General features: G+C 73.5%; 19 protein-coding genes and 1 pseudogene. 13 read left to right on the plus strand and 7 right to left on the minus strand.

What is annotated here, in order from left to right; genetic code table 11:
• The first annotated feature begins 5 nt into the window (after positions 1-5).
• Positions 6-389 carry a DUF3054 domain-containing protein gene (locus tag ACYVGN_RS00900; protein ID WP_460788168.1) on the plus strand — a complete coding sequence of 128 codons (384 nt, stop codon included), beginning with the start codon at positions 6-8 and terminating at the stop codon, positions 387-389.
• A gap of 3 nt (positions 390-392) precedes the next feature.
• Here ACYVGN_RS00900 and ACYVGN_RS00905 read toward each other — a convergent pair whose 3' ends face one another.
• The gene (locus ACYVGN_RS00905) at positions 393-1,421 is read right to left on the minus strand and encodes an endonuclease/exonuclease/phosphatase family protein (protein WP_460788170.1); all 1,029 of its coding nucleotides are present in this window, start codon (positions 1,419-1,421) and stop codon (positions 393-395) included.
• Between the two features lie 129 nt (positions 1,422-1,550).
• Here ACYVGN_RS00905 and ACYVGN_RS00910 point away from each other — a divergent pair, with 129 nt between their 5' ends.
• Positions 1,551-2,441, plus strand: coding sequence for a PHP domain-containing protein (locus ACYVGN_RS00910; protein WP_460788172.1), 891 nt, complete (start codon positions 1,551-1,553; stop codon positions 2,439-2,441).
• A gap of 13 nt (positions 2,442-2,454) precedes the next feature.
• Here the strand turns inward: ACYVGN_RS00910 and ACYVGN_RS00915 are convergent, their stop codons facing one another.
• Complete coding sequence (locus ACYVGN_RS00915) at positions 2,455-3,873, minus strand: DEAD/DEAH box helicase (RefSeq protein WP_460788174.1); 1,419 nt, start codon at positions 3,871-3,873, stop codon at positions 2,455-2,457.
• A 208-nt stretch (positions 3,874-4,081) separates the two neighbouring features.
• Between ACYVGN_RS00915 and ACYVGN_RS00920 the strand changes: the two genes are divergently transcribed.
• The 5 genes from ACYVGN_RS00920 to ACYVGN_RS00940 all read left to right on the plus strand — a co-directional run bounded on the left by ACYVGN_RS00920 (position 4,082) and on the right by ACYVGN_RS00940 (position 7,421).
• On the plus strand, positions 4,082-4,798 hold the full coding sequence (locus tag ACYVGN_RS00920) for a ferritin-like fold-containing protein (protein WP_055989676.1): 717 nt from the start codon (positions 4,082-4,084) through the stop codon (positions 4,796-4,798).
• A gap of 77 nt (positions 4,799-4,875) precedes the next feature.
• Complete coding sequence (locus ACYVGN_RS00925; protein WP_128190659.1) at positions 4,876-5,274, plus strand: ArsR/SmtB family transcription factor; 399 nt, start codon at positions 4,876-4,878, stop codon at positions 5,272-5,274.
• Positions 5,271-6,149 (plus strand): permease, encoded by an 879-nt coding sequence (locus ACYVGN_RS00930; protein ID WP_308210419.1) that lies wholly within the window; start codon positions 5,271-5,273, stop codon positions 6,147-6,149. The genes ACYVGN_RS00925 and ACYVGN_RS00930 overlap by 4 nt, the downstream gene beginning before the upstream one ends.
• 43 nt (positions 6,150-6,192) lie before the next feature.
• The gene (locus ACYVGN_RS00935) at positions 6,193-6,354 is read left to right on the plus strand and encodes a hypothetical protein (RefSeq protein WP_164877222.1); all 162 of its coding nucleotides are present in this window, start codon (positions 6,193-6,195) and stop codon (positions 6,352-6,354) included.
• An 80-nt stretch (positions 6,355-6,434) separates the two neighbouring features.
• A complete protein-coding gene (locus tag ACYVGN_RS00940) occupies positions 6,435-7,421 on the plus strand; it encodes an IS481 family transposase (RefSeq protein WP_366372575.1) in 987 nt (328 codons plus the stop codon).
• Here ACYVGN_RS00940 and ACYVGN_RS00945 read toward each other — a convergent pair.
• Genes ACYVGN_RS00945 through ACYVGN_RS00955 form a run of 3 tightly spaced genes read right to left on the minus strand, consistent with a single transcriptional unit; the run spans position 7,418 to position 8,599 of the window.
• The gene (locus ACYVGN_RS00945; protein WP_055989673.1) at positions 7,418-8,080 is read right to left on the minus strand and encodes a DUF6226 family protein; all 663 of its coding nucleotides are present in this window, start codon (positions 8,078-8,080) and stop codon (positions 7,418-7,420) included. The genes ACYVGN_RS00940 and ACYVGN_RS00945 overlap by 4 nt on opposite strands.
• Position 8,081: 1 nt before the next feature.
• Positions 8,082-8,372 (minus strand): hypothetical protein, encoded by a 291-nt coding sequence (locus ACYVGN_RS00950; RefSeq protein ID WP_055989671.1) that lies wholly within the window; start codon positions 8,370-8,372, stop codon positions 8,082-8,084.
• 5 nt (positions 8,373-8,377) lie between these two features.
• A complete protein-coding gene (locus ACYVGN_RS00955; RefSeq protein WP_055989668.1) occupies positions 8,378-8,599 on the minus strand; it encodes a DUF3107 domain-containing protein in 222 nt (73 codons plus the stop codon).
• Between the two features lie 128 nt (positions 8,600-8,727).
• On the opposite strand from ACYVGN_RS00955, the pseudogene ACYVGN_RS00960 reads away from it, so the two are divergent.
• From ACYVGN_RS00960 to ACYVGN_RS00970, 3 genes and pseudogenes are all read left to right on the plus strand, one after another.
• Positions 8,728-9,517 (plus strand): annotated as a pseudogene (locus ACYVGN_RS00960) (fructosamine kinase family protein).
• 10 nt (positions 9,518-9,527) lie between these two features.
• Entirely contained in the window at positions 9,528-12,758 is a 3,231-nt protein-coding gene (locus tag ACYVGN_RS00965) for an ATP-dependent helicase (protein ID WP_460788178.1), read from the plus strand.
• Entirely contained in the window at positions 12,755-16,282 is a 3,528-nt protein-coding gene (locus ACYVGN_RS00970) for an ATP-dependent helicase (RefSeq protein WP_460788179.1), read from the plus strand. The genes ACYVGN_RS00965 and ACYVGN_RS00970 overlap by 4 nt, the downstream gene beginning before the upstream one ends.
• Here ACYVGN_RS00970 and ACYVGN_RS00975 read toward each other — a convergent pair.
• Entirely contained in the window at positions 16,207-17,502 is a 1,296-nt protein-coding gene (locus tag ACYVGN_RS00975) for a phosphotransferase (RefSeq protein WP_460788181.1), read from the minus strand. The genes ACYVGN_RS00970 and ACYVGN_RS00975 overlap by 76 nt on opposite strands.
• Before the next feature lie 129 nt (positions 17,503-17,631).
• On the opposite strand from ACYVGN_RS00975, the gene nudC reads away from it, so the two are divergent.
• Together nudC and ACYVGN_RS00985 are read left to right on the plus strand one after the other, a co-directional pair.
• On the plus strand, positions 17,632-18,543 hold the full coding sequence (gene nudC / locus ACYVGN_RS00980) for an NAD(+) diphosphatase (protein ID WP_230667513.1): 912 nt from the start codon (positions 17,632-17,634) through the stop codon (positions 18,541-18,543).
• Complete coding sequence (locus ACYVGN_RS00985; RefSeq protein WP_460788183.1) at positions 18,540-20,312, plus strand: ATP-dependent helicase; 1,773 nt, start codon at positions 18,540-18,542, stop codon at positions 20,310-20,312. The genes nudC and ACYVGN_RS00985 overlap by 4 nt, the downstream gene beginning before the upstream one ends.
• Positions 20,313-21,099: 787 nt before the next feature.
• On the opposite strand, the gene ACYVGN_RS00990 is transcribed toward ACYVGN_RS00985, so the two are convergent.
• Positions 21,100-22,569, minus strand: coding sequence for a zinc-dependent metalloprotease (locus tag ACYVGN_RS00990; RefSeq protein ID WP_460788184.1), 1,470 nt, complete (start codon positions 22,567-22,569; stop codon positions 21,100-21,102).
• Between the two features lie 189 nt (positions 22,570-22,758).
• Here ACYVGN_RS00990 and ACYVGN_RS00995 point away from each other — a divergent pair, with 189 nt between their 5' ends.
• Positions 22,759-23,802 (plus strand): YlbL family protein, encoded by a 1,044-nt coding sequence (locus ACYVGN_RS00995; protein ID WP_460788326.1) that lies wholly within the window; start codon positions 22,759-22,761, stop codon positions 23,800-23,802.
• Positions 23,803-23,843: the final 41 nt, after the last annotated feature.

The following is a 23,843-nucleotide window of genomic DNA, read 5'->3' on the forward strand; positions in this document are numbered from 1 at the left end:
GGAGCGTGACCGCTCCCGCCCGCCCGATGCATCCTGCGCTCGTGTACACGATCGACCTCGTCCTGGTCCTCGCGTTCTGCGCGCTGGGCCGCGGCACGCACGGCGAGGCGCCGATCGGCGCCGGATTCCTCGCCACCGCGGGGCCCTTCGTCGTCGGGCTCGTGATCGGATGGCTCGTCAACCGGTTCGCGCTCGGCGGGCACACGGCATCCCTCCGCGCGGGCGCCGTCGCGTACGCGGCGACGCTCGTCGGCGGCATGCTGCTGCGGATCGCGACCGGGCAGGGCACGGCCGCGCCGTTCGTGATCGTCGCCGCGTTCGCCCTCGCGGCGCTGCTGCTGGGCTGGCGTCTCGTGGCGCGCGCGGTGCGCCGGCTGCGTCGCCCCTGAGGCTCAGCCCGCGGGCTCCAGCTGCACGACGAGCGGCCGGTGGTCGCTCCCCGCGCCGTCCAGGTTCGTCAGCACGATCGAGCCGGTCGCGCGCCACGAGTCGGAGTGCATGACGTGGTCGATCGGCGTCGCCAGCAGCGCCGGGACGTCCGTGGGCCACGTTCCCACGCCGCCGTTGCCCGTCTGGGCGGCCGCGTCGCGGCAGTAGCCGAGGTCGTACCCGTCCGCGGCCAGCGACGTCATGTGGTCGACCGTCGCGTTGAAGTCGCCCGCGATGATGACGTCCTCGCCCGCGGGGCACTGGTCCGCGATCCACTGCAGGTCCTGCTGCCACAGCTGCATGTACGAGGGGCGCGGGGCGATCGCGTGCACGGCGACGACCGTGGGGCCGGTGCCGTCCACCGGCATGACGACCGCGCTCGGCAGCACCTGAGTGTTGCTGGTGCCGTCGTCCGACGACTCGATGACGGCGTAGTCGCCCAGGTCGGGGGAGATCAGGATGGTCGTGACCCACGACTGCGGGCCCCGCTCGATCTCCTCGTGGTACTGCACGTGGTGGACCCACATCGGGCGGCCGAGCTCGCGCATCTCGATCGCGACGTCCTCGCCCACGCTCTGCGCGGTCTCGGGCAGCGCGATGATGTCGGCGTTCATGGCGACGGCCGTCTGGGCGATCTGGTAGGCGCCCGTGGCGTCGCCCGCCGTGTTCCACGTCATGACGCGGACGCTGCTCTCGGTCTCGGCCGGCAGCGCGTCGCCGTACCCGCGCATCCCGAGCGTGACGCCGCCCGCGATGGCGCCGATCGCCGCGACCAGGGCCATCGACATCGCGAAGCCGCGCAGGGGGCGGGCGAGCGCGAACAGCAGGAAGAGGAGCGTCAGGACGGCGAAGCCGGCCACCATGACCCCGCGCATCGACACGATCTGGGCGACCGGGACGGTCCGCTCCAGATGGAAGAACGACGGCCACGTGAGCACCGCGGTCGCGATCGCGAACACCACGGTCACGAGGATCCCGAGCAGTCGCAGCACGCCTTCGACCCTAGGTCGGCGACCTGGGAAAGCGGCGGATGCGGCACCGTCCGGGGGTCATGTCGGGAGGGCTCCGAGCGGCCGGACGCGCCGCGCTCCGGGGCGCCTGCGAGCGGCTACGATCGGCTCGTGGGAGAACTGGGCGGCACCGGCATCCCGGCGCAGCGATTCAGCGGCCCGAGCGACCTGCACCTGCACTCCGCGCGGTCGGACGGCACCGAGCCGCCGGCCGACGTGATGGCGTCGGCGCACCGGCACGGGCTCCGCACCGTCGCGCTCACCGACCACGACACGACCGCCGGATGGGCGGAGGCGGCCGAGGCGGCCGTGTCGCTCGGCATGACGCTGCTGCCCGGCATGGAGTTCTCGGCCAAGCACGAGTGGCGCAGCGTCCACATGCTCTCGTACCTGTTCGATCCGGACGACGCTGCGCTGCGGGCCGAGACGGATCGGATCCGCGGCGACCGGATCGGCCGGGCCGAGCGGATCGTGCGCAACATCTCGCGCGACTACGACCTGACGTGGGACGACGTGCTCGCGCAGACGACCGAGGACGCGACCGTGGGGCGTCCGCACATCGCCGACGCGCTCGTCGCACGCGGTCTGGTGCGGGACCGCGGCGAGGCGTTCGACGGCATCCTGCACCCGCGCGAGGGCTACTACGAGCCCCACTACGCGCCCGCGCCGCACCGCGTCGTCGAGCTCGTCACGCGGGCCGGGGGAGTCGTCATCATCGCGCATCCGACGCCCTCGGGTCGCGCCCGGATGCTGCCCGAGCCGGTGATCCACGACCTGATCGACGCCGGCCTGGCCGGCTTCGAGATCGATCACCGCGAGAACACCGAGGCGGGCAAGCGCATCCTGCGCCGCATCGCGGCCGACCGCGACCTCATCGTGACCGGCTCCAGCGACTACCACGGCCGCGGCAAGCCCAACCTGCCGGGCGAGAACACCACGAGGGACGAGATGGTCGCCCGCATCATCGACCGAGCCACCGGCATCGCGCCGGTGTATCCCTAGTCCTTCTCGGAGATCAGGCGCCCTGGGCGGTCTGGCCCGAGGTGCGGCGACGGCGACGTCGGCGGCGCGCCGCGGCGGGCTTGCCGTCGTGGTGCTCCTTGCCGGCGCCGTCGTGGGTGCCGGAGCCCTCGGGCTTCTCCGCGGGCGCCTCGGCGGCCTGCTCCTCGGGGCGGCGGCGACGCGTGCGCTCCCGGCCCTCGCCCTCTCGGCGGCGCTCGTTGCGCTGCGGACGCTCGGCCTTCGGGGCCGTCGTCAGGCGTCCCTTCGTGCCGGCCGGGATGTCCAGGTCGGTGTACAGGTGCGGGCTCGACGAGTACGTCTCGGTGGGCTCGGGCTGGCCGAACTCGAGCGCGCGGTTGATGAGCGCCCACTTGTGCAGGTCGTCCCAGTCCACGAACGTGACCGCGATGCCCGTGCGGCCCGCTCGACCCGTGCGGCCGGCGCGGTGCAGGTACGTCTTGTCGTCGTCCGGGATGGTGTGGTTGATCACGTGCGTGACGTCGTCCACGTCGATGCCGCGCGCGGCGACGTCCGTCGCGACGAGCACGTCCTTCTTGCCGGCCTTGAACGCGGCCATGGAGCGCTCGCGCTGCTCCTGACCCATGTCGCCGTGGACGCCGCCCACGTTGAACCCGCGGTCGGTCAGCTCGTCGACCAGGCGCTGCGCGGCGCGCTTCGTGCGCGTGAAGATCACGGTCTTGCCGCGGCCCTCGGCCTGCAGGATGCGGGCGATGACCTCGTCCTTGTCGAGCGAGTGCGCCCGGTAGACGATGTGCTTGATGTTCGCCTGCGTGAGGCCCTCGTCCGGGTCCGTGGCGCGGATGTGGATCGGGTTCGACATGAACCGGCGCGCGAGCGCGACGATCGGACCCGGCATGGTGGCGCTGAACAGCTGCGTGTGGCGCACCTGGGCGACCTTCTGGAAGATCTTCTCGATGTCGGCCAGGAAGCCGAGGTCGAGCATCTTGTCGGCCTCGTCCAGCACGACCTCGGTCGCGTTGGACAGGTCGAGCAGGCGCTGGCCCGCGAGGTCGATCAGGCGGCCGGGGGTGCCGACGACGATCTGCGCGCCGGCCTTCAGCTGGTCGATCTGGCCCTCGTAGGCCTTGCCGCCGTAGATGGCGACGACGCTGGTGGAGCGGTTCGACGTGAGCAGGTCGAGGTCCTCGTACACCTGCACCGCGAGCTCGCGGGTCGGCACGACGATGAGCGCCTTGACGCCGGGTTCCGGGTTCGGCCCGAGGCGCTGCACCACGGGGATGCCGAAGCCGAAGGTCTTGCCGGTGCCGGTCTTGGCCTGGCCGATGACGTCCTGGCCGGGCATCGCCAGGGGGATGGTCTGCTCCTGGATCGGGAACGCGTCGACGATCCCCTTGGAGGCGAGGGCGTCGACGATGTCCTGATCGACGCCGAGGTCGGTGAAAGTGGTCACGATGTGCTCGAGCCTGTCCGGCAGCCAGCGCTGCCTGGGTGAAGTGCGATCCACGCCCTCGATCTGCTCCAGGCGCGGCGGCCCCGATCCGTCGCCGGGGACCGCACCAGCCTACCCGAGGGGTGCGCGGCGGCCCCGGAGCGCGCGACGCGCTCGCGTGGGCGCGGATCGCTCGGGTCCGGGAGCCTCGACGCCGTAGGCTGGCTCCGTGGTCAACTGGAGGTTCTGGGAGCGGCGCCCGCCCGCGCGCATCCTGCGGCTGCGTCCGCGGGGCGAGATGGGCGACGCCACCCGCGTCGACTTCGAGGAGCTCGCGCCGGATGTCGACACGTTCCTGGGGCAGGCCGCATACCTCCAGCTCGGCTACTTCGAGACGCTGACGCGGCTGATCCGCGCGACCCCCGATCTCCAGGAGAAGGAGGCGCTGTCGCTCGCGGCCGGCGCCGCGCTGGTCAAGCACCGCGCGATCGTCGACGTCATCCGGGACCGCGGCGACGAGCCGACCGAGATCATGGCGCCGTTCCGCGAGCAGCTCGACGGCTTCCGGCGCGCGACCATCGGGGCGCGCCCGCGCGAGACCATGCTGTCGGTCCACATCACGGCGGGCATGCTCGACGACTTCTACCGGACGCTGGCCGCCAGCTACGGCGACACGGGGCGCCGGGTGGCGCGCATCCTGAACGTCGACAGCGACCGCGAGCTGATCGTCGACCTCATCCGGGCGACGATCGAGGCCGACGACGAGATGCGCTCCCTGCTGTCGATGTGGGCCCGTCGCCTCGTGGGTGACACGCTGCTGGTCGCGCGCGCCGCACTGCGCCCGCAGAGCCTCGGTGAGGCCGACGAGAAGAAGGTCGAGCCGGTCTTCACGGCGCTCATGGCCGCGCACGCACGGCGCATGGACGCCCTCGGTCTGGCGGCCTAGCTGTACTGACCAGGGACGTTGATCGTTAGACAAGTGCCCACTTGTCACACAAAGAAGCGCTTGTCTATAGTGTGGGTATGACAGTTTCACTGGATGTTGCCATGCCGCGCACGGACCTGTCGGCGCGGGATCACGCGCGGATGCTTGCTCCGTTGTTGAAGCCTTTGTCAGACGAGAACAGACTGATGATCGTGCTGACGCTTGCGGCGGGGGCGTGCTCGAACAAGCAGTTGCAGGAGGCCACCGGGTTGAGCCAGGCGCTGGTGAGTCACCATGTGGCAGCCTTGCGGGAAGCGCGGCTGATCAGTGTGCGGGCCGAGGGCCGGTCCAACATCTACGAGCTGTGTTGTGAGCAGTTGGCGGCGCCGGTGCAGTGGCTCGCTCACTTGGCGACTCTCACTCCAGAGGGACAGAAGGCGTGCTGCACTGCCCCAGCAGGGGAGGGTCAGGCATCGACTGAGGGTGCTGCGCGGTGATTCATGCGGTACAGACCTTCGGGTTGATCCTGGTCGAGTTGCTCGTCCTGTTCTCGCTGATCTCGGTTCTCGTTGCGCTGGTGAACCGGCGGTTCGGGCCGGATCGGATCCAGAGCTGGATGGCCGATGGGCGCCTTCCCGGCCCGGTCAAAGGGCTACTGCTGGGGGCGATCACGCCGTTCTGTTCCTGTTCGACGCTGCCGGTGCTGGCTGGGATGTTGAAGTCGGGGGTGGCGTTCCGGACGTCGATGACCTTCCTGATCTCGTCACCGCTGCTGGATCCCATCATCGTGGCCGGGGTGGTGCTGCTGTTCGGCTGGCGTATCGCGTTGGTCTACACGGTGGTCACCGCCGCATGGTCCCTGCTCGCCCCCCTCGTATGGGAACGACTCGGTATGGCCAGCCAGCTCAAGCGAGTCAAGGTCGTCGGCGACGACAGCACCCCCCGCCCCTGGGCGGGACTGCGCAACGAGATCCGGCCCGCACTCGGCGAGGCCTGGGCCGATCTGAGACCGCTGCTCGTCCCGATGGTGCTGGGTGTCTCGGTCGGTGCATTTATCTACGGTTTCGTGCCTCAGGACCAACTCGCCGCGGTCGCTGGCGACGACAAGCCATGGGCCGTGCCGTTGGCCGCCGTGCTTGGCGTTCCGCTTTACGTGCGGATCGAGACGATGTTGCCCATCGGCTTGGCCCTCAGCTCGGCCGGTATGGGGCTAGGGGCAGTGTTCGCGCTGATGATCGGCGGCGCCGGAGCCTCGATCCCCGAGATCTCGATGCTCACCGCCTTGTTCAAGCCCCGACTGGTCGTCACTTTCGTGGTCACTGTCATCGGCACGGCCATCGCCGCTGGCTACCTCATCCCACTGATCGCCTGACCCCACCACCACATTCCCAACCACACGAGGAGAACAAACAACCATGGGACTCAAGGACCTCTTCACCGCACGCAAGCAGGACAGCAGTTGCTGCGGAGCCCAGATCGTGCCCGACGATGACGACCAGCCCCAGAGCGAGCAGGGAACGCCCACCGAGACGGCTGCCTCTTCAGCGCCGAACCGCGAGGACACGGACGGCAACTGACATACCGAATCGATGGGGGCTGCACCACAGGGTGCAGCCCCCATCACCGTCTCCACCCGCTCGTCACCAGGAAGACCACCATGCCCCACGCCAATGCCGCCCTCACACCGCGTCACCGCTTGAAGGTCGCCCAACTCGTCGTCGACGACGGATGGCCGATCAGCGAGGTTGCCGCCCGCTTCCAGGTCTCTTGGCCCACCGTCAAACGCTGGACCGGCCGCTACCGAGCGGGCGAGTCCATGCAGGACCGGTCTTCCCGACCGCACCACTCACCGAACAAGATCAGCCCGACGGTCACTCGCCGCTGTATCCAGCTGCGGCTACGACTCCGAGAAGGACCCGTGCAGTTGGCGTGTCGGCTGGGGATCGCGCCGTCGACGGTCCACCGGATCCTGACCGACGCCCACCTGAACCGGCTGTCGCATGTGGACCGCGCCACGGGGGAACCGGTGCGCCGTTACGAGCACGACCATCCCGGCGCGATGCTCCACGTCGACGTGAAGAAGCTCGGCAACATCCCCGACGGCGGAGGCTGGCGCTACGTCGGACGCCGACAGGGCGAGAAGAACCGGGCAGCTACACCAGGCAAGCTCAGGAGCAAGTACTCCGACCCGTTGATGGGCAAGGCCTACGTCCACACCGTCATCGACGACCACTCCCGCGTCGCCTACGCCGAGATCCACGACGACGAAACAGCCCACACCGCCACCGCGGTCCTGGTGAGGGCCGTCGAGTGGTTCAACGCCCGCGGGGTGACCGTCGAGCGGGTTCTGTCGGACAACGGCGGGGCATATCGCTCACACCTGTGGCGCGACACCTGCGCCGAGCTCGGTATCAGGCACAAACGGACCAGGCCGTATCGCCCTCAGACCAACGGCAAGATCGAGCGCTTCCACCGCACCCTGGCCGACGGCTGGGCATACGCCCGCTGCTACACCTCCGAGACGGAGCGCCGCGGCGAACTCGACGGATGGCTGCACTACTACAACCATCACCGGCCCCACACGGCCTGCGGGAACCAGCCGCCCTTCTCACGATTGACCAACGTCTCCGGTCAGTACACCTAGCGGGCGCCGTCCTCGGTGCCGGCTCGCCGAGGCCAGGCGGCCCAGCCGCCGGGCAGGCGGTCGAGGGTGGGGCGTGCCGCGTCGAGCACGCGCCCGTCGAGCCCCGCGGGCCCTCCGCCGGACCCGCGGCGATCCGTCGTCGCGAGGCGGTGCCACAGCTCGGCGTGCGCGCCGCCCGTGAGCGTCTCGGCGTACCCGCCCGCCGTGACCGCCGCGACCAGCCATTCGAGCTCGTCCGCGCAGGTCTGCCAGGTCTCGTCGCACGCGTCGCAGCCGCAGGCCGGATACGGGAAGTCGTGCAGCAGGCCCGCGTGCACGATCATCCCCGGGAAGTCCGTCCACACGAACGTGAGCGAGGCGGCATCCGGATGCGCCGGGGTCAGCCGAACGGCGCGCAGGACGGAGGGCCGCGGATGCAGCAGGTCGGACGCGAGCTCCGCGCCCTCCTCGACCTGGACGTCGAACGTCGCGCTCAGCCAGTCGACCAGCGCATCGGCGACCTCGTGCAGCGGCGCGAACCGCTCGGGGTGGCTGACGACCGAGCAGCTGTCCTCGGGCGTCCCATCCATGCCCCAGCGCTCCCCGTAGGGACGGCCGAGGTCGTCGACGAACACGGCGGGCGCGATCGGCGGGCGGGCGTACCCGCCCGCCCCGGTCATGTCAGGCCAGGCCCAGGCGGCGGGCGGCGGCCTCGTCGCGCGCGGCGCGCGAGCGGGTGATGGCCGCCGTGCCGGCGACGCCGACGACCGCGGCGGCGGCCAGCGAGATCACCCAGGTCCAGATGTTCGCCTCGCCCAGCCCGGTCCACGTGCACACGCCGTAGGCGACGGCGGCCGCCGCGCCCGCGATCGACGGGGCGAGCGCCACGCCGCGGCGCTCACGGTGCGGCAGGGCGAAGTGCACGCCGACGCCGATCGCCACGGCGGCGATCAGGGCCAGGAGGATGTACACCGGCGTCAGGCCACGAAGCCGACGCGGCGGGTCTCCTCGCTGCCGACCTCGACGAACGCCAGGTTCGCGGTCGGCACGATGTAGGAGTTGCCCTTGACATCGGTGAGCGTCAGCGGGGCGCCGGACGTGATCGCCTCGGCCACCGTGGCCTTGATGCTGTCGGCGCTCTCCGACGACTCGAAGCTCAGCTCGCGGCCGGTGTTGGTGATGCCGATGCGGATGTCCACGGGTGACTGCCTTTCGTCGCGCCTGACCGGCCGCTCCGTGTCGGGTCGGCCGTGCGTCAACTCTATGGCAGGGCACGGACGCGGCAGGGCGCTGAACGCTGAGGGCGAAATCGACCGAGACTGGTGACATGCGCGCGACGATCGTGAAGGAGGACCCGCACGCCCCCGAGGGCTTCTTCGAGTCGGAGGCGGCCGGACTGCGCTGGCTCGGCGGCGCCGACGGGGGAGCGCGGGTCGTGGACGTGATCCGGGTCGGGCCGGGGCGGATCGTGCTCGAGCGCGTCGCCGAGGCGCGGCCGACGCCGGCGGCGGCGCGCGCGTTCGGCGCGGCCCTGGCCCGCACGCACGACGCGGGCGCGGCCGCGTTCGGGGCGCCGCCCGACGGCTGGGACGGGCCCGGGTTCATCGGGCGGCGGCCGCAGGCGTACGCGCACGAGGCCAGCTGGGGCGCGTTCTACGCCCGCGACCGGGTGCTGCCGTTCCTCGACATCGCGGCTGCGGCGGGCACCGTGACGGGCGACGAGGCGGACCTCGTGCGCCGGGCGTGCGACGCCGTCGCCGCCGGCGCGTTCGACGACGGCGAGCCGCCCGCCCGGATCCACGGCGACCTGTGGGCGGGCAACGTGCTCTTCTCGCCGGAGGGCGTCGTGATGATCGACCCGGCCGCGCACGGCGGGCACCGGGAGACCGATCTGGCCATGCTGGCGCTGTTCGGAGCGCCGCACCTGAGCGAGATCCTGGCCGGATACGACGCGGCGCATCCGCTGCGGGACGCGCATCCCGTTGCATCAGCTGCATCCCCTCGCGGTGCACGCAGCGGGCCACGGACGTGCCTACGGCGTCGAGCTCGCGCGTGCGGCCGCGGCCGTGCTCGCACTCGCCGGGCGCGATCGCGCCGATGTCCGGGGCCGCCTCTAGCGTGGACGGCATGACCTCTCGCGAGTGGGACGCCGGGCAGCGCGCCGTCCTCGAGCTGTCGGGCGACGCGTCGGGCACGGTGATCGGCGCGCCCGGCACCGGCAAGACCGCGGTCCTGGTCGAGCGCGTCGCGCGTCTGCTCGCTCGCGGGGCGGCGTCCGACGAGGTGGTCGTGCTCACGCCGACGCGCGCATCGGCGACGCGGCTGCGCGACGAGCTCGGGGTGCGCGTCGCCGTCGCGACCCCCGGTCCGCTCGCCCGCTCGATCGGTTCGTTCGCGTTCCAGGTCGTCCGCGCCGAGGCGGTGCGCCGCGGCGAGGAACCGCCGAAGCTGCTCACGGGCGCCGATCAGGACCGGATCGTGGCCGACATCCTGGCGGGCGACGAGGAGGACGAGCGGGACGGGGTCGTCCGCTGGCCGGCCGACCTCGCCGCGCCGGTGCGCGCCTCGAAGGGCTTCCGCTCGGAGCTGCGTGCGTTCCTCAGCGAGCTCGCCGAGCTCGGCGTGGGGCCCGACGAGCTGGAGGGGATGGGGGTGCCGGCCTGGACGGCCGTCGCCGGCTTCGCGAGGGACTACCGGAACGTGCTGGACGGCATGCGCTCGCCCCATCGCGAGGTCGCGGAGCTCTACGCCGAGGCGGCGGCCTCCCTGCGCGCCGGCGCGGTGATCGCCGGGCTCGAGCGGCTCCGCATCGTGCTGATCGACGACGCCCAGGAGCTCACCCGCGGCGGCGTCGCCGTCGTGCGGGCGCTGCGCGCACGGGGCGTCGCGGTGCTCGCGTTCGGCGACCCCGATGTCGGATCCGGCGCGTTCCGCGGCGTGACGCCGGAGCTCTTCCTGGAGCTCGCGACGGCGCTGGGGGAGCGGTTCGTGCTCGACGGCGCGCACCGGGCCGCGCCCGCCCTCACCCGTCTGACCCGCTCGGTGACGCAGGCCATCGGCGCGAGCGGCGTGGTCGCGCACCGCCGCCCGCCGGGTCCCGAGGCCGAGGACCACGGCGCCGTCTCGACGTGCCTGGCCGCGTCTCCGTACGAGGAGGTCGACCGGATCGCGTGGACCCTCCGGGACTGGCACCTGCTCGGAGGCGTGCCCTGGTCCGGCATGGCCGTGATCGCGCACGACACGCGGCAGCTCACGATGCTCGAAGCCGAGCTCGCGGCGCGCGAGGTTCCGACGCGCGCGGCAGGCGTCCAGCGGCCCCTCGGCAGCGAGGCGGTCGTGCACGACATCGTGGAGATCGTGCGGCTCGGCCTGCAGGCCCACGCCGAGCGCGACGCCGAGCGGCTGGTCGAGGCCCTCCGCTCGCCCTTCGGCGGGCTGGACGGCGTCGGTCTGCGCCGCCTGCGGGCCCACATGCGCCACGCCGAGCTCGCCGACGGCGGCAACCGCCCGGCGCGCGAGCTGCTGCACGAGGCGCTGGGGCACCCGGCGACGTTCGACCTGATCGACACCCCGGAGGCCCGCACCGGGCGGCGCCTGGCCGAGACGCTGCGGCTGGTCCACGAGGAAGGAGCGCGCGGGGCGACCATCCACGAGCTGCTGTGGCTGGTGTGGGACCGTGCGCGCACCGGCGACGGCCGCCGCCTGGACCGGGCGTGGCACGAGGCGGCGCAGGGGCAGGGCCCGCTCGCGGCCGAGATCGGGCGCGCCCTCGACGCGCTGGTCGCGCTGTTCGCGGCGGCGAAGCGCTCGGTGGAGCGGAGCCCGGAGGAGGGCCCGCAGCCGTTCATCCGCGAGATCCTCGACAGCGATGTCCCGGAGGACATGCTGGCGGCCCCCGAGCGCGAGGGCGCCGTCACGCTGATGACCCCCGCGAACGCTCTCGGCGTGGAGTTCGACGCCGTCGTGATCGCCGGGGTGCAGGAGGGCGTCTGGCCGAACGTGCGCCTGCGCGGCGGGCTGCTGGAGTCGTGGCGTCTCGCCGACGCCGTCGCCGCGCATCGCGACGGCCGCGCCGGGGCGGAGCCGGCGGGCGTGCTGGACCGGCGGCGCGCGGCCATGCACGACGAGCTGCGGCTGTTCGTGCGGGCGGTCTCCCGCGCGCGCACGCGCCTGCTCGTGACCGCGGTGGACGATGACGACACGGGCCCGAGCGCGCTGTTCTCCTTCCTGCCCGACCCGCCGCCCGACGACGGCCGCGCGGAGCATCCGCTGACGCTGCGCGGGCTGGTCGCACGGCATCGCCGCGCGCTGACGGAGTCGGGCGACGAGCAGGCGCGGGCCGAGGCCGCCGGGCAGCTCGCCATGCTCGCCGCCGCGGGAGTGCCCGGCGCCGACCCCCGCGAGTGGTACGGCGTGCGCGAGCCGTCGACGGACGCGCCCCTGCGCGACCTCGACGCCGGGCCCGCGCGCGTCTCGCCGTCGCGGCTCGAGGCGTTCGAGGAGTGCGGTCTCGGCTGGGTCATCGACAGCCTCGGCGGCAGCACGGTCACCCCGCCGAGCGCCGGCATCGGCACCATCCTGCACGCCGCGCTCGAGCGGCACCCCGACGGAGACCTCGAGGGTCTGCGCGCCGTGCTCGCGGAGCGCTGGCCCGAGCTCGATTTCGAGACCCCGTGGATCGCCGCGAAGGAGCGCGCGAGGGCCGAGCTCTACGTCGATCGCCTGCACGCCTACCTGACGGCCGTGCGCGCCGACGGGGGAGCGCATGTGGCGTCCGAGGCCCCGTTCCGCTTCGCGGTCGACACCCGCCCGGCCGAGGACGCGCCCCCGGCCGTGTACGTGGGCGACGAGATCCACGGCCCGCAGCGCGCCGTGGTGAGCGGTGTGATCGACCGCGTGGAGACGTACCCGACGGGCGCGGGGGAGCATGCGCCCGGGCGCTCGCGAGGATGGACCGCCATGGAGTGCGGCGATCCGGCGGCCGGCGAACACGTCGTCGTCGCGGACCTGAAGAGCGGCCGCTACGAGAAGCCCGGCGATGGCGACGTCGTCGAGCACGCGCAGCTGGCCGCGTATCAGGTCGCCGTGCAGGAGGGGCTCGTCGAGGGCGCGCCGGCGGGCTCGCTGGCCGGTGCGCGCCTCGTGATCGTCTCGCAGACGCTCGCCAAGAGCGACTACCGCGTCGCGCACCAGCACCGGCTGGCCGACGAGCCCCGCGCGCAGTTCCTGCGTCGCGTGGCCGAGGCGGCGCGCGGGATGTCCGCGAGCAGCTTCACGGCCCAGGTCGACGCGCACTGCACCGAGGGGATGTTCGTGAAACCCTGCCGCATCCACACGATCGACGCGGTGAGCGCATGACCCTGCGCACCGACCTGGATCCGATTCCCGAGCCGGCCGCAGGCGGCGCGGCGCCGGAGTGGCGCGGCGGACACGGCATCGCCGCGACCGACATCGCCGCCGCGCTGGGCCTGCCGACGCCCACCGAGGCCCAGCAGCGCGTGATCGAGGCGCCGCCCAGCCCGGCGCTCGTGGTCGCGGGGGCCGGCAGCGGCAAGACCGAGACCATGGCGGGCCGCGTGGTGTGGCTCGTCGCGAACGAGCACGTCCGGCGCGACGAGATCCTCGGGCTGACCTTCACCCGCAAGGCGGCCGGCGAGCTCGCCGAGCGGATCGGCGCCCGCCTCGCGCTGATCGACGAGTTCGGGCGGCGCGGGCTGCTGCCGCACCTGCGGGACATCGTGCGCAGCGGCGCCCTGGCGCGCATCGAGGCCGCCGGGACGCCCGCCCAGCGCGAGGTGGTGCGGCGCGAGGTGCTCGACGCGCTGGCCCGATCCTTCGACACCGGATGGGACCCGACGGCGCCGCGCACGGTCGACGACCTCATGATCCGGCCGCGCGTGGCGACCTACAACGCGTTCGCCGACTCGATCGTGCGCGAGCACGCGGCCCGCATCGGTCGCGACCCCGACGCCGCGATGCTCAGCCAGTCCGCGTCGTGGCTGATCGCGCGGCAGGTGGTGCTGCGGGCGCAGATCCCCGGCCTCGAAGAGGTCGACCGCGCGCTGAACGGCGTCGTGGACGCCGTGCAGCGGCTGTCGGCCGAGGTGCTCGACCACCGCATCGACCTCGACGAGCTGCAGCGCGTCGCGCTCGACCAGGCGGCGGCGTTCGAGCCGTACCGCGAGAAGGAGGCGGTCGACAAGGCAGCTGCGAACCTGCTCGCCATGCCGATCCTGGTGCAGCTCGTGCGCGACTGCATCGCCGAGAAGCAGCGCCGCGGCGTGCTCGACTTCGCGGATCAGGTGAACGGCGCCTACGAGATCGTCGAGACCGCGCCGCAGGTGCGCGAGGACCTGCGGGCGCAGTACCGGGTCGTGCTGCTCGACGAGTACCAGGACACCTCGGTGATCCAGACGCGCTTCCTGGCCGAGCTCTTCCGGGACGGCACCGTGATGGCGGTCGGCGACCCGCACCAGTCCATCTACGGCTGGCGCGGCGCGAGCGCCGACAACCTGTACGCGTTCGACTCCGCGTTCGCGCGCGAGGTGCCCGCCGCGCACTTCAGCCTGATGACGAGCTGGCGCAACGACGCGCGGATCCTCGCGGCCGCGAACCGCGTGCTGCGCCCGCTGCAGGGCCGCGGCTCGTTCACCGTGCCGGAGCTCGAGCCCCGCCCGGGCGCCGGCGAGGGACGCGTGTCGTCGAGGTTCGAGCTCACCGTCGACGACGAGGCCGCGGCCGTGGCCGACTGGTTCGCGCAGGTCCGGGAGGAGCACACGAGCGACAAGCCGCACACGGGCGCGATCCTGTTCCGGTCCAAGAAGCACATGCAGACCTTCGCGAAGGCGCTGGGCGACCGCGGCATCCCGCACCGCATCCTGGGCCTGGGCGGCCTGCTCTCCACGCCGGAGGTCACCGACGTCGTGTCCGTGCTGCGGGTGCTGCACGACCCCACCGCGGGTTCGGCACTCATCCGCCTGCTCGTGGGCCCGCGCTTCCGGATCGGGGTCGCCGACATGGCCGCGCTGTACGACCTGGCGGCCACGCTCGCCGTGCGCGACGGCTCTCTCGCCCCGCTGCCGGACGAGCTGAAGGACCGGCTGCGCACCTCGGCCGGGGTCGACGAGGCCGTGTCGATCGTCGACGCCCTGGACTTCGTCCGCACGGCGCGCGACGACTACCGCCTGCTCCAGGGGATCACGCCGGAGGGACGCGCGCGCCTTCGGAGCGCGGGAGAGATGCTCGACCGGCTGCGCCGCGCGGTGGGGCAGCCCATCCCGGAGCTGATCCGCCTGATCGAGGGAGAGCTGCGCCTGGACATCGAGCTCGCGGCCAACGAGACGCGCGGATCGGCGCGCGTCGCGTCGACGCAGCTGCGCGCGTTCGTCGACGAGGTGCGCGGGTTCCTCGCCGCCGACGAGCGCGGCACGATCGGCAGCCTGCTGGCCTGGCTCGACAAGGCCGAGTCCACCGACGAGCTCATGCCGCGCACCGAGCCTCCCGAGCCCGGGGTGGTCCAGCTCCTCACGATCCACGGCTCCAAGGGCCTCGAGTGGGATGCGGTCGCGGTCGTGCGGATGGTCGAGGACGAGCTCCCGAGCCGCGTGAGCGACACGTCGGGCTGGTTCGGGTTCGGCGTGGCGCCGTTCTCGCTCCGCGGCGACGCGGCCGCGCTGCCGCGGTTCGGCTGGGATCCCGCGGGAGCCATGGCCGAGGCGGGGGAGGATCCCCTCAAGCGGCACAAGGCCGCGCTGGACTCGCTCGCGGCGGGCCGCACCAAGGCCTACCCGCACGGCGGCGCGCTGGTGCGCTTCAAGGACGCCTACCGCGACTACCAGCAGGAGGAGGAGCGCCGGCTCGCCTACGTGGCGGTGACCCGGGCCCGCCGCGACCTGCTGCTGACCGGGGCGCACTGGGCGGGCCAGAAGTCGCCGCGGCGCCCCAGCCCGTACCTCGTCGAGCTGATCGAGGAGCTGGGGCTGGAGGAGGTCGGGGAGGTCGACAAGGACGACAACCCGTACGAGGGCACCGCGCTCACGCGCCAGTGGCCGCTCGACCCCCTCGGGAACCGGCGCGGCCGCGTGATGGCGGCGGCCGAGCTCGTGCGCGCCACGGCCCCGGCCGAGCCCACGGATCAGGCCGCCCGGCTGCTCGCCGAGCGCGAGGAGCGCAGCCGCGGCCGGCGGCCCGCCGCGCCGACCCGCATCCCGGCGTCGCGGTTCAAGGACTACGTCGCCGACTTCGCCGGCACCGTGGCGTCCATCGACCGTCCGCTGCCCGAGCGGCCGTACACGCAGACTCGCATCGGCACCCTGTTCCACCAGTGGGTCGAGCAGCGTTCGGGCATTGCGGGGGCTGGATCGTCGACCGACGACGCCCTGTGGGAGAGCGACGAGGAGATCTGGTCGGACGCCGCGACGCCCGAGACCGAGGTCTCGGCCGAGGACGAGGCCGCGCTCGCGCGCCTGCGCGAGACGTTCCTGCGCAGCGAGTGGGCCCCGCTGAGGCCGCTCGAGGTCGAGACGGAGATCGACTTCGCGCTCGGTGCGGCCTCGGAGGCCGGCGGATCGCCCGCGCACATCGTGATCTGCAAGCTCGACGCGGTGTACGAGCGGGACGGCCGGATCGAGATCGTCGACTGGAAGACCGGCAAGGCGCCCCGCACCGCGGCCGAGCGCGAGGAGCGCATGCTCCAGCTCGCGCTCTACCGCCTCGCGTATCACCGCCGGCACGGGGTGCCGCTCGACCGCATCGACGTCGCGCTGTACTACGTCGCGGACGACCTCGTCATCCGCGGCGACCGGTTCTACTCCGAGGAGGAGCTGGTCCAGCGCTGGAACGCGGCGCGCGCCGAGCGGCGCGCCTCCTCCGCGTCGCGCTGATCCTCGTCCGGCGAGACCGGATCGGCCTCGGCCGGGCGCTCGCCCTCCGGCGTCGTGACGCCCACGAACTCGGACGGGTCGAGCGGCTGCGTCTCGTTGGCCGCGGACGCGGCCCGCGCCCGCTTGTCCTCGCTCCACGAGCCGTCGGCGGCGAGCGACAGCTCGTCCGGGTCGAACGCGTCGGTCTGCATCGACGTGTCGACGGCCGGGGCCGCGGGCGTGGCCGGCACGTTCGCGAGCACGGTGAGCGCGTCGTCGATGTCCGTGCGACCCTCGTCGTCGATCTCGGCCAGCAGGACGTCGTCGCGCACGCCCTCCGCGAGCGACTCGAGCAGCCGGGCGGCGTCGGCGACGACATCCGCGCGGTGCGCCTCGAGCCCGTGCACGAGCCAGCGAGCGAACTCCAGCTCGGCGTGCAGGCGCGCGCGGACCCGCGCCCCGGCATCCGGCGCGCGGTGCGCGGCCTCGCCGTAGGCACGGAAGATGTCCCGCGCGGCATCCGGGGCCGAGGCGATCCAGCGCAGGTCGACGGCCGGGTCGTCGATCGAGAGCCCGTGCCAGTCGAGCACGCCGGAGACGGCCGGGGCTCCCCGCTCGTCGTCGGTGTAGAGGAACGACGTGGCCTGCGTGCCGCCGAGCACGACGGCCGGCTCGAACGCCCAGAGGCGGTCGTCGTCCACCGCGTCGCGCCAGCGCACGGTCAGCCGCACCGGCAGCCGGCCGCTCGCGCCGGCCGCGTCGATCAGCCGGCGCACCTCGGCACGGGACTGCTCAGCCGTGCGCTCACGCAGCCCGGCCGAGCGGACGACGGACGGCGGCAGGGCGTGCAGCGCGGCCAGTGCTCGGCCCACGGAAGTGGCGGCGCCCTCGCCGGGCGGGATCTCGTCGGCGTCGATCAGGTAGCCGGGCACGAACGTCGTGACGATCGCCCGTCCGCCCGGCAGCGCGGTCGCGCCGACGTACTCGGGCGCCAGGAACGGCAGCATGCCGCGCACGCCGGGGGTGAGGGCGCGCAGCGCGACCACCTCGGCGGCGATCTCCTGGTCGACGCTCTCCTCGGAGGCGACGCGCGCCACGAGCTCGCGGCCGTCGGCGAGACGGGCGACCGCGGCGTCGAAGCGCCCGCCGCCGCCCGCGGTGAGGCGCCGGACGCCGACGACCTCCACGTCCGGGACGGCCGCCGTGACGGCCGCCGCTAGAGTGAGAGGAGAGCGTGCCATGCCTCCCAGGTTAGGTCGCAACGTCCCGGCGCCCCACCGCGCCACGCCCGCGAGGGCCAGGCGCCCGCGGACGTCCGCCCGTCGGAGACACCGTCGGACAGCCCGTGCGCGCGACGCGAGGAGATGTCGATGAGCCGATCCGCCGCCGTGATCGCGAGCGACCTCGCGGCACCCGAGCGGGAGCTCCCCGGTCTGCTGGAGCGCCTGCGCGGCGACGCGTCCACGCGCGTGCTCGCGGTGCGCGGAGACGCGGCTCCGCGCGCGGCCGGCGACGTCCCCGCCCTGCACGCTGTCGCGCCCGCCGACGTCCCGGCGGGCGCCGAATGGGGCTTCCTCGGTCGCGACGCCGACGGTGCGGCGGTGCTCGTCGCGGCGTTCGATCCGGCCGAGCCGGAGCCGTTCGACGCCCCCGCCGGCTGGGCGGGGCTGCGCGAGATCGGCGCGACCCTGGACCCGGGGGAGACCCACACGTTCATCGTGGCGGTGAGCCTCGGACGCTGGCTCGTCGGCCACCGCTTCTGTCCCGCGTGCGGCGGGCGCGCGGTGCTCAAGCAGGCCGGGTGGTCGCGCCGATGCGAGTCGTGCGGCCGCGAGCACTTCCCGCGCACCGATCCCGCAGTGATCGTGGCGGTGACGGATCCGGGCCGCACGCGCCTGCTGCTCGGAGCCAACGCCGCCTGGGGCGGGCGGATGCACTCGTGCTTCGCCGGGTTCGTCGAGACCGGCGAATCCCTTGAGTCCGCGATCCACCGCGAGCTGCTCGAGGAGGCGGGTGTGCGGCTCCGCGACGTGCGCTACCGCGGCTCGCAGCCCTGGCCGTACCCCCGCTCGCTCATGCTCGGGTTCGAGGCGGTCGCCGAGGACGTCGAGGCGGCGCGTCCGGACGGCACGGAGATCCTCGCGGTGCGCTGGTTCACACGCGACGAGATCGGCGAGGGCCTGGCCGGCCGGGGGTCCACGGCCTTCCCGAGCGGCGTCTCGATCGCGCACCGCCTGATCCGCGCGTGGTACGACGAGACCGCCCCGGGGGACGAGCGATGAGCGCGCTGGACGGCCTCGACGAGCACCAGCGGGAGGCGGCGTCGATGCTGCGCGGGCCGGTCGCCGTGCTCGCGGGCGCCGGCGCGGGCAAGACGCGCGTGATCACGCACCGGATCGCGCACGGCGTCGACACGGGCGCGTACTCGCCCCAGCGCGTGATGGCAGTGACGTTCACGACCAAGGCGGCGGGGGAGCTGCGCGGGCGCCTCCGGGCGCTCGGCATCGAGGGCGTGTCGGCGAAGACCTTCCATGCCGCGGCCCTCGCGCAGCTCAACTTCTTCTGGCCGCAGATCGCCGGGGACGAGGCGCCGCGCATCGTCGACAACAAGGTGAAGCTCCTCGCGCACGCGGCGGACGCGCTGCGGCTGCGGCCCGACCGGGCGACGCTGCGCGACATCGCGTCGCAGATCGAGTGGCGCAAGGTCACGATGCGCTCGATCGAGCAGTACGCGCGGCTCGGTCGCACGGTCGGGTCCCTGCGGCACGAGCAGCTGGTGGACCTCATGGGCCAGTACGAGAAGCTCAAGGACGAGCGCCGGCAGCTCGACTTCGAGGACGTGCTGCTCGCGTGCGCCGGCATGCTCGAGGCCGAGCCCCGCGTCGCGATCGCGGTGCGCGAGCAGTACCGCCACTTCACGGTCGACGAGTACCAGGACGTCTCGCCGCTGCAGAACCGGCTCCTCGAGCTGTGGCTGGGGGACCGGCGCGACCTCTGCGTGGTCGGCGACGCGAGTCAGACCATCTACTCGTTCACGGGCGCGGACTCGAGGTTCCTGCTGGAGTTCGGAACACGGTACCCGGACGCCACCGTGGTGCGGCTGGAGCGCAACTACCGGTCGGACGGCGCGGTCCTGGATGTGGCGAACGCGCTGATGCGCGGACGGCCCGGGGCGCTCACGCTCGTGCCCGCCCGCGGCGAGTCGTCGTCGCCCAAGCCCGAGGTGACCGCGTACCCCGACGACCAGTCCGAGGCCGAGGGCGTCGCCGACACCGTCTCGCGGCAGCTGCGGAACGCGACGGCCGACGAGATCGCGGTGCTCTACCGCTCCCACGCGCAGTCCGCGCTCATCCAGCAGGCGCTCGCCGCGCGCGGCATCGCGACCACGGTCCTGGGCGGCACCCGGTTCTTCGATATGCCCGAGGTGCGCCAGGCCGTGCTCGCGATCCGCGCCGCGGCCGTCGCGCCGCACGGCGACGGCTTCGTCGACGAGGTGCGCACCGCGCTGCGCGGGCTCGGGCACCAGGACGAGCCGCCCGCCGCCGGGGGAGCGGTGCGGGACGCCTGGGAGGCGCGCGCGGCCATCCTGCGGCTGGCCGAGGACGCCCCGCAGGGGACGACGCTGCGCTCGTTCGCGGACGACCTGATGGCGCGCGCGAAGGACCAGCACGAGCCGTCCCTGCGCACCGTGACGCTGTCGACGCTGCACGCCGCCAAGGGCCTCGAGTGGCCGCACGTGCACATCATGGGATTCAGCGAGGGGCTGCTGCCCATCTCCTACGCGTCGTCGCTCGAGGGCGTGGACGAGGAGCGGCGCCTGGCCTACGTGGGCATCACGCGGGCCGAGCGAACCCTGTCGATCTCGTGGTCTCGCGGATCGGGACGGGGCGAGCGGTCGCCGTCGCGCTTCCTCGCCGAGATCGGTCCGTTCCTGCGTGCGGGCGACGCCCGGCGGGCGACGCCGACCGGCAGAGGCACTCGGGATGAGGGCGATGGGACCGCCACCCCCGCCGCGCCTCGGCGTCCTGGCGCACGGACGTCGTCGCGCTGACGCCGTCCGCCCGCGCCTCATCGACGTGCGCGTCGCGCAGCAGCCGGGCGGCGAGGGAGCCCGCCTCCATCGCGCGGGGGCGCGGCACGGCGACCGGCCGACGGCCCACCAGCTGCGCCGCGATCACGGGCCAGGCCGGATCGCGGTCGCGCTCGTGCGCCGCGAGGCAGGCGAGGCACGCCGTCCGCCCGGGCACGACGAGCGGGCCCACGGTCGCGCCGCCGCCGTCGAACACGACGGGCAGGTGCGCGACGTCCCCGGCCATGAGGTGCGCGGGAAGATGCGGTGGCACGTGGTGCTGGGCGAGCAGCACGACAGCGTCGGCCTCGACGGGGGCGGGGGCGGGCTCCCAGATGGCCGCGAGGCCCGCCGCGCCGAGCGCCTCGGCCACGTCGCTGCAGGTGGTGGGGTCGACGCCGTCCGCGGCCCAGAGCGCGATGCGCCGGGCGGCCGCGGGACGCGCGAGCGCCGCGCCCACCAGAGCCAGGAACGCGTCCAGCTCGGCGGGCGGCACGTCGAGCGCCGCCGTGAGACGGGCCAGCGTGCCCGGTGCGACGCCGCGCTCCATCGCGTGCAGCACGCGCTGCTGCCACGGAGCCGGGTCCGGCAGGGTCACGACGGCGCGGGCGCCGAGCTGCAGCGTGCGCTCGTCGCGCCAGAGCGCCGGGAGCGCGGGATCGAGTCGCAGGATCGTCATGCCGCCATCGTGCTCGCCCGCGCCCGCGGACGGCGGCGCTGTCCACAGGACCGGCTCCGCCCGTGCTGGGCGCCGGCCTGTGGACGAGGCTCACACGGGGCGGGGGCCCTCCGGCGTGCCGCCCTCCGAGCTCTCGCCGTCCTCGCCGCTGTCGTGCGGTGAGTCGCCGCTGGACTCCGGGGCATCAGCGCCGGCGTCCGCCGGGCGGCCGTGCTCGGCCTCCGCGAGCAGCCGATCGAGCGCGTCGTCCATCTCGTCGCGCTGCGGCGCCTCGCCGCGCTGGCTGGCCTCGAGGCGCGCGATCAGCGCCGACGGGTCGTCGATGTCGGTGGATTCGGGCACGAAGTCGGGGGAGTCCCACAGTGCGTCGCGGGCCTCGATGCCGACCGCGTCGGTCACGGCGCGCCACATCGCGGCGGCCTCGCGCAGGCGGCGCGGCCGCAGCTTGAGCCCCACGAGCGCGCCCAGGGCGTCCTCCGCGGGCCCGCCGACCGCGCGGCGGCGGCGGATCGTCTCGGCGATGCGGTCCAGGTGGGGGATGCGCGCCGTGGCGTCAGCCGTCACGACGTCGACCCAGCCCTCGATCAGGGCGAGCATGTTCTCGAGCCGGTCGAGCGCCCGCTTCTGCGTCTCGGTCTGCTGGGGCAGCAGCGCGCCGCTCTCGAGCGCCGCGCGCAGCTCGTCCATGTCGGTCGGGTCGAACCGCGACGCCAGCTCCTCCAGCCGCTCGGTGTCGATGTGCACGCCGCGCGCGTACTCCGTCACCTGCGACAGGACGTGCAGGCGCAGCCACTTGGCGTGACGGAACAGGCGCGCGTGCGCCAGCTCGCGCGCCGCGACGTACAGGGCGAGCTGGTCGTCCGGGATCTCCAGGCCGCGTCCGAGGTCCGCGAAGTTCTGCGGCAGGATGGCGGCGGTCCCGGCGGGCAGCACCGGGATGCCCACGTCGCCGCCGCTGACGACCTCGAGCGAGAGCTTGCCGACGACATGGCCGAGCTGGGTCGCGAAGAGCGAACCACCGAGGGTCCGCATCATCTGGCCCGCATTCGCGACCAGGCCCTGCATCTCCTCGGGCACCTGGGAGCTCAGGCTCTCCGTGAGGGCGTCCGCCACGCTCGTCGCGACCGGCTCGGCGAGCTCCTGCCAGACCGGCAGGCTCTGCTCGACCCACTCGCCGCGGGTGATGGCGCGCGGCATGCTCCCGAGATCCGAGATCGCGGTCGCCTCCGACAGCCACAGGTCGGCGAGATGGAAGGCCTGGTCCAGGTCGCTGCGCTGCCCCTGCGTGACGCTCAGACCGTCCTGGTTCGAGATGTGCAGCGCCTGGCGCTTGGTGACCTCCCACGGGATGCCGCCGCCGGACTGCCGGAACGCGCTCTGCAGGTTCTGCATGACCTGCGACAGCGTGGCCGGGTCGATCTGGCCGCCCGTCAGGCGCGCCAGCTGCTCGGGATCCATCCGCGCGAACTGCGACGGATCGAAGTCCTCGCCGGACGCGCCGAACAGCTGCCGCATCAGCTCCTGGAACTGCTCCTCGGGGGAGCGGTCGTCATCTGCCACGTCAGCCGCCTTTCAGCCGGTCAGTCCGATCGAGAACTACGCTAGTCTCACCCGTCCCCGCCCAGCCCGGGCTTCGCCGCGAGCGCTGTACGCCGCCCGCGAACGACGGCGCGAAAGGAAGCTGTGACGCAGTACGAGGGTGCGGAGCCGGTCCGCGAGCACGCGCTGCCGCGCCGCACTCTGGCGGGCATGTGGGCGGTCGTCGTGGCCATCGTCGTGCTGGTCGTGCTGACCTTCCTCCCGACCGCGTACGTCATCCAGCGCCCCGGTCCCGTGTACAACACGATCGGCACCGCCGAGTCGGCCGACGGCGAGCAGCTGCCGCTGATCGAGATCTCGGGCGCCGAGACCTACCCGACGTCCGGGACGCTCGACCTGACCACCGTGCAGGTCGTGGGCAACCGCGAGCGCACGCCCTCCTGGTTCGAGCTGGCGCTGGCGTGGGCCGACCCGTCGCGCGCGGTCGTGCCGATCGACGCCGTGTTCCCCGAGGGCGTGAGCCCCGAGCAGCGGGACGAGCAGAACGCCACGCTGATGGTCGACTCGCAGGCCGAGGCCACCGCCGCCGCGCTGAGCGAGCTCGGTCACGACGTGGGCGCCGAGGTGGAGGTCGCGGGCCTGGCCGGGGACGACGTCCCGGCCGCCGGGCTGCTCGAGCCGGGCGACGAGATCGTGTCGGCCGACGGCACGCGCGTGGCCGACGCGGCCGCGCTGCGCGAGCTCATCCAGGAGGGCGACGGCGACCCCGTCGAGATCGTCTACGAGCGCGACGGCGTGCGCGACACCGTGCGGATCACGCCCGAGGAGGCGGCGGTCGACGGGGAGACGGCGTGGCTCATCGGCATCACGCTCACCACGACCTTCGACTTCCCGTTCGACGTGAAGATCCAGCTCGACAACGTGGGCGGCCCGAGCGCCGGCATGATGTTCGCGCTCGGGATCGTGGATGTGCTCACTCCCGGCCCGCTGAACGGCGGCGAGCAGGTCGCGGGCACGGGGACCATAGCGGCGGACGGCACCGTGGGCCCGATCGGAGGCATCCGCCAGAAGCTGTACGGCGCGCGTGAGGCGGGCGCCGAGTGGTTCCTGGCCCCGGCCGCGAACTGCGGCGAGGTGGTCGGCCACGTGCCCGACGGGCTGCACGTCTTCTCGGTCGAGTCCCTCGACGACGCCCTCGATGCGCTCGACGGCATCAAGGCCGGCGAGACCGCCGAGCTGCCGACCTGCGGCTGACGGACGGATCGCGAGGGGCGCCGATCCTCGCGGCAGGGGCA

It is taken from the genome of Microbacterium lacusdiani, from assembly GCF_054779895.1.

Coding starts and splice junctions, on each gene's coding strand:
- ACYVGN_RS00925 (WP_128190659.1), top strand. CDS start 4,876: ATGACAGTTTCACTGGATGTTGCCATGCCGCGCACGGACCTGTCGGCG.
- ACYVGN_RS00935 (WP_164877222.1), top strand. CDS start 6,193: ATGGGACTCAAGGACCTCTTCACCGCACGCAAGCAGGACAGCAGTTGC.
- ACYVGN_RS00940 (WP_366372575.1), top strand. CDS start 6,435: ATGCCCCACGCCAATGCCGCCCTCACACCGCGTCACCGCTTGAAGGTC.
- ACYVGN_RS00945 (WP_055989673.1), bottom strand. CDS start 8,080: ATGACCGGGGCGGGCGGGTACGCCCGCCCGCCGATCGCGCCCGCCGTG.
- ACYVGN_RS00965 (WP_460788178.1), top strand. CDS start 9,528: ATGACCTCTCGCGAGTGGGACGCCGGGCAGCGCGCCGTCCTCGAGCTG.
- ACYVGN_RS00970 (WP_460788179.1), top strand. CDS start 12,755: ATGACCCTGCGCACCGACCTGGATCCGATTCCCGAGCCGGCCGCAGGC.
- ACYVGN_RS00975 (WP_460788181.1), bottom strand. CDS start 17,502: ATGGCACGCTCTCCTCTCACTCTAGCGGCGGCCGTCACGGCGGCCGTC.
- nudC (WP_230667513.1), top strand. CDS start 17,632: ATGAGCCGATCCGCCGCCGTGATCGCGAGCGACCTCGCGGCACCCGAG.
- ACYVGN_RS00985 (WP_460788183.1), top strand. CDS start 18,540: ATGAGCGCGCTGGACGGCCTCGACGAGCACCAGCGGGAGGCGGCGTCG.
- ACYVGN_RS00995 (WP_460788326.1), top strand. CDS start 22,759: ATGTGGGCGGTCGTCGTGGCCATCGTCGTGCTGGTCGTGCTGACCTTC.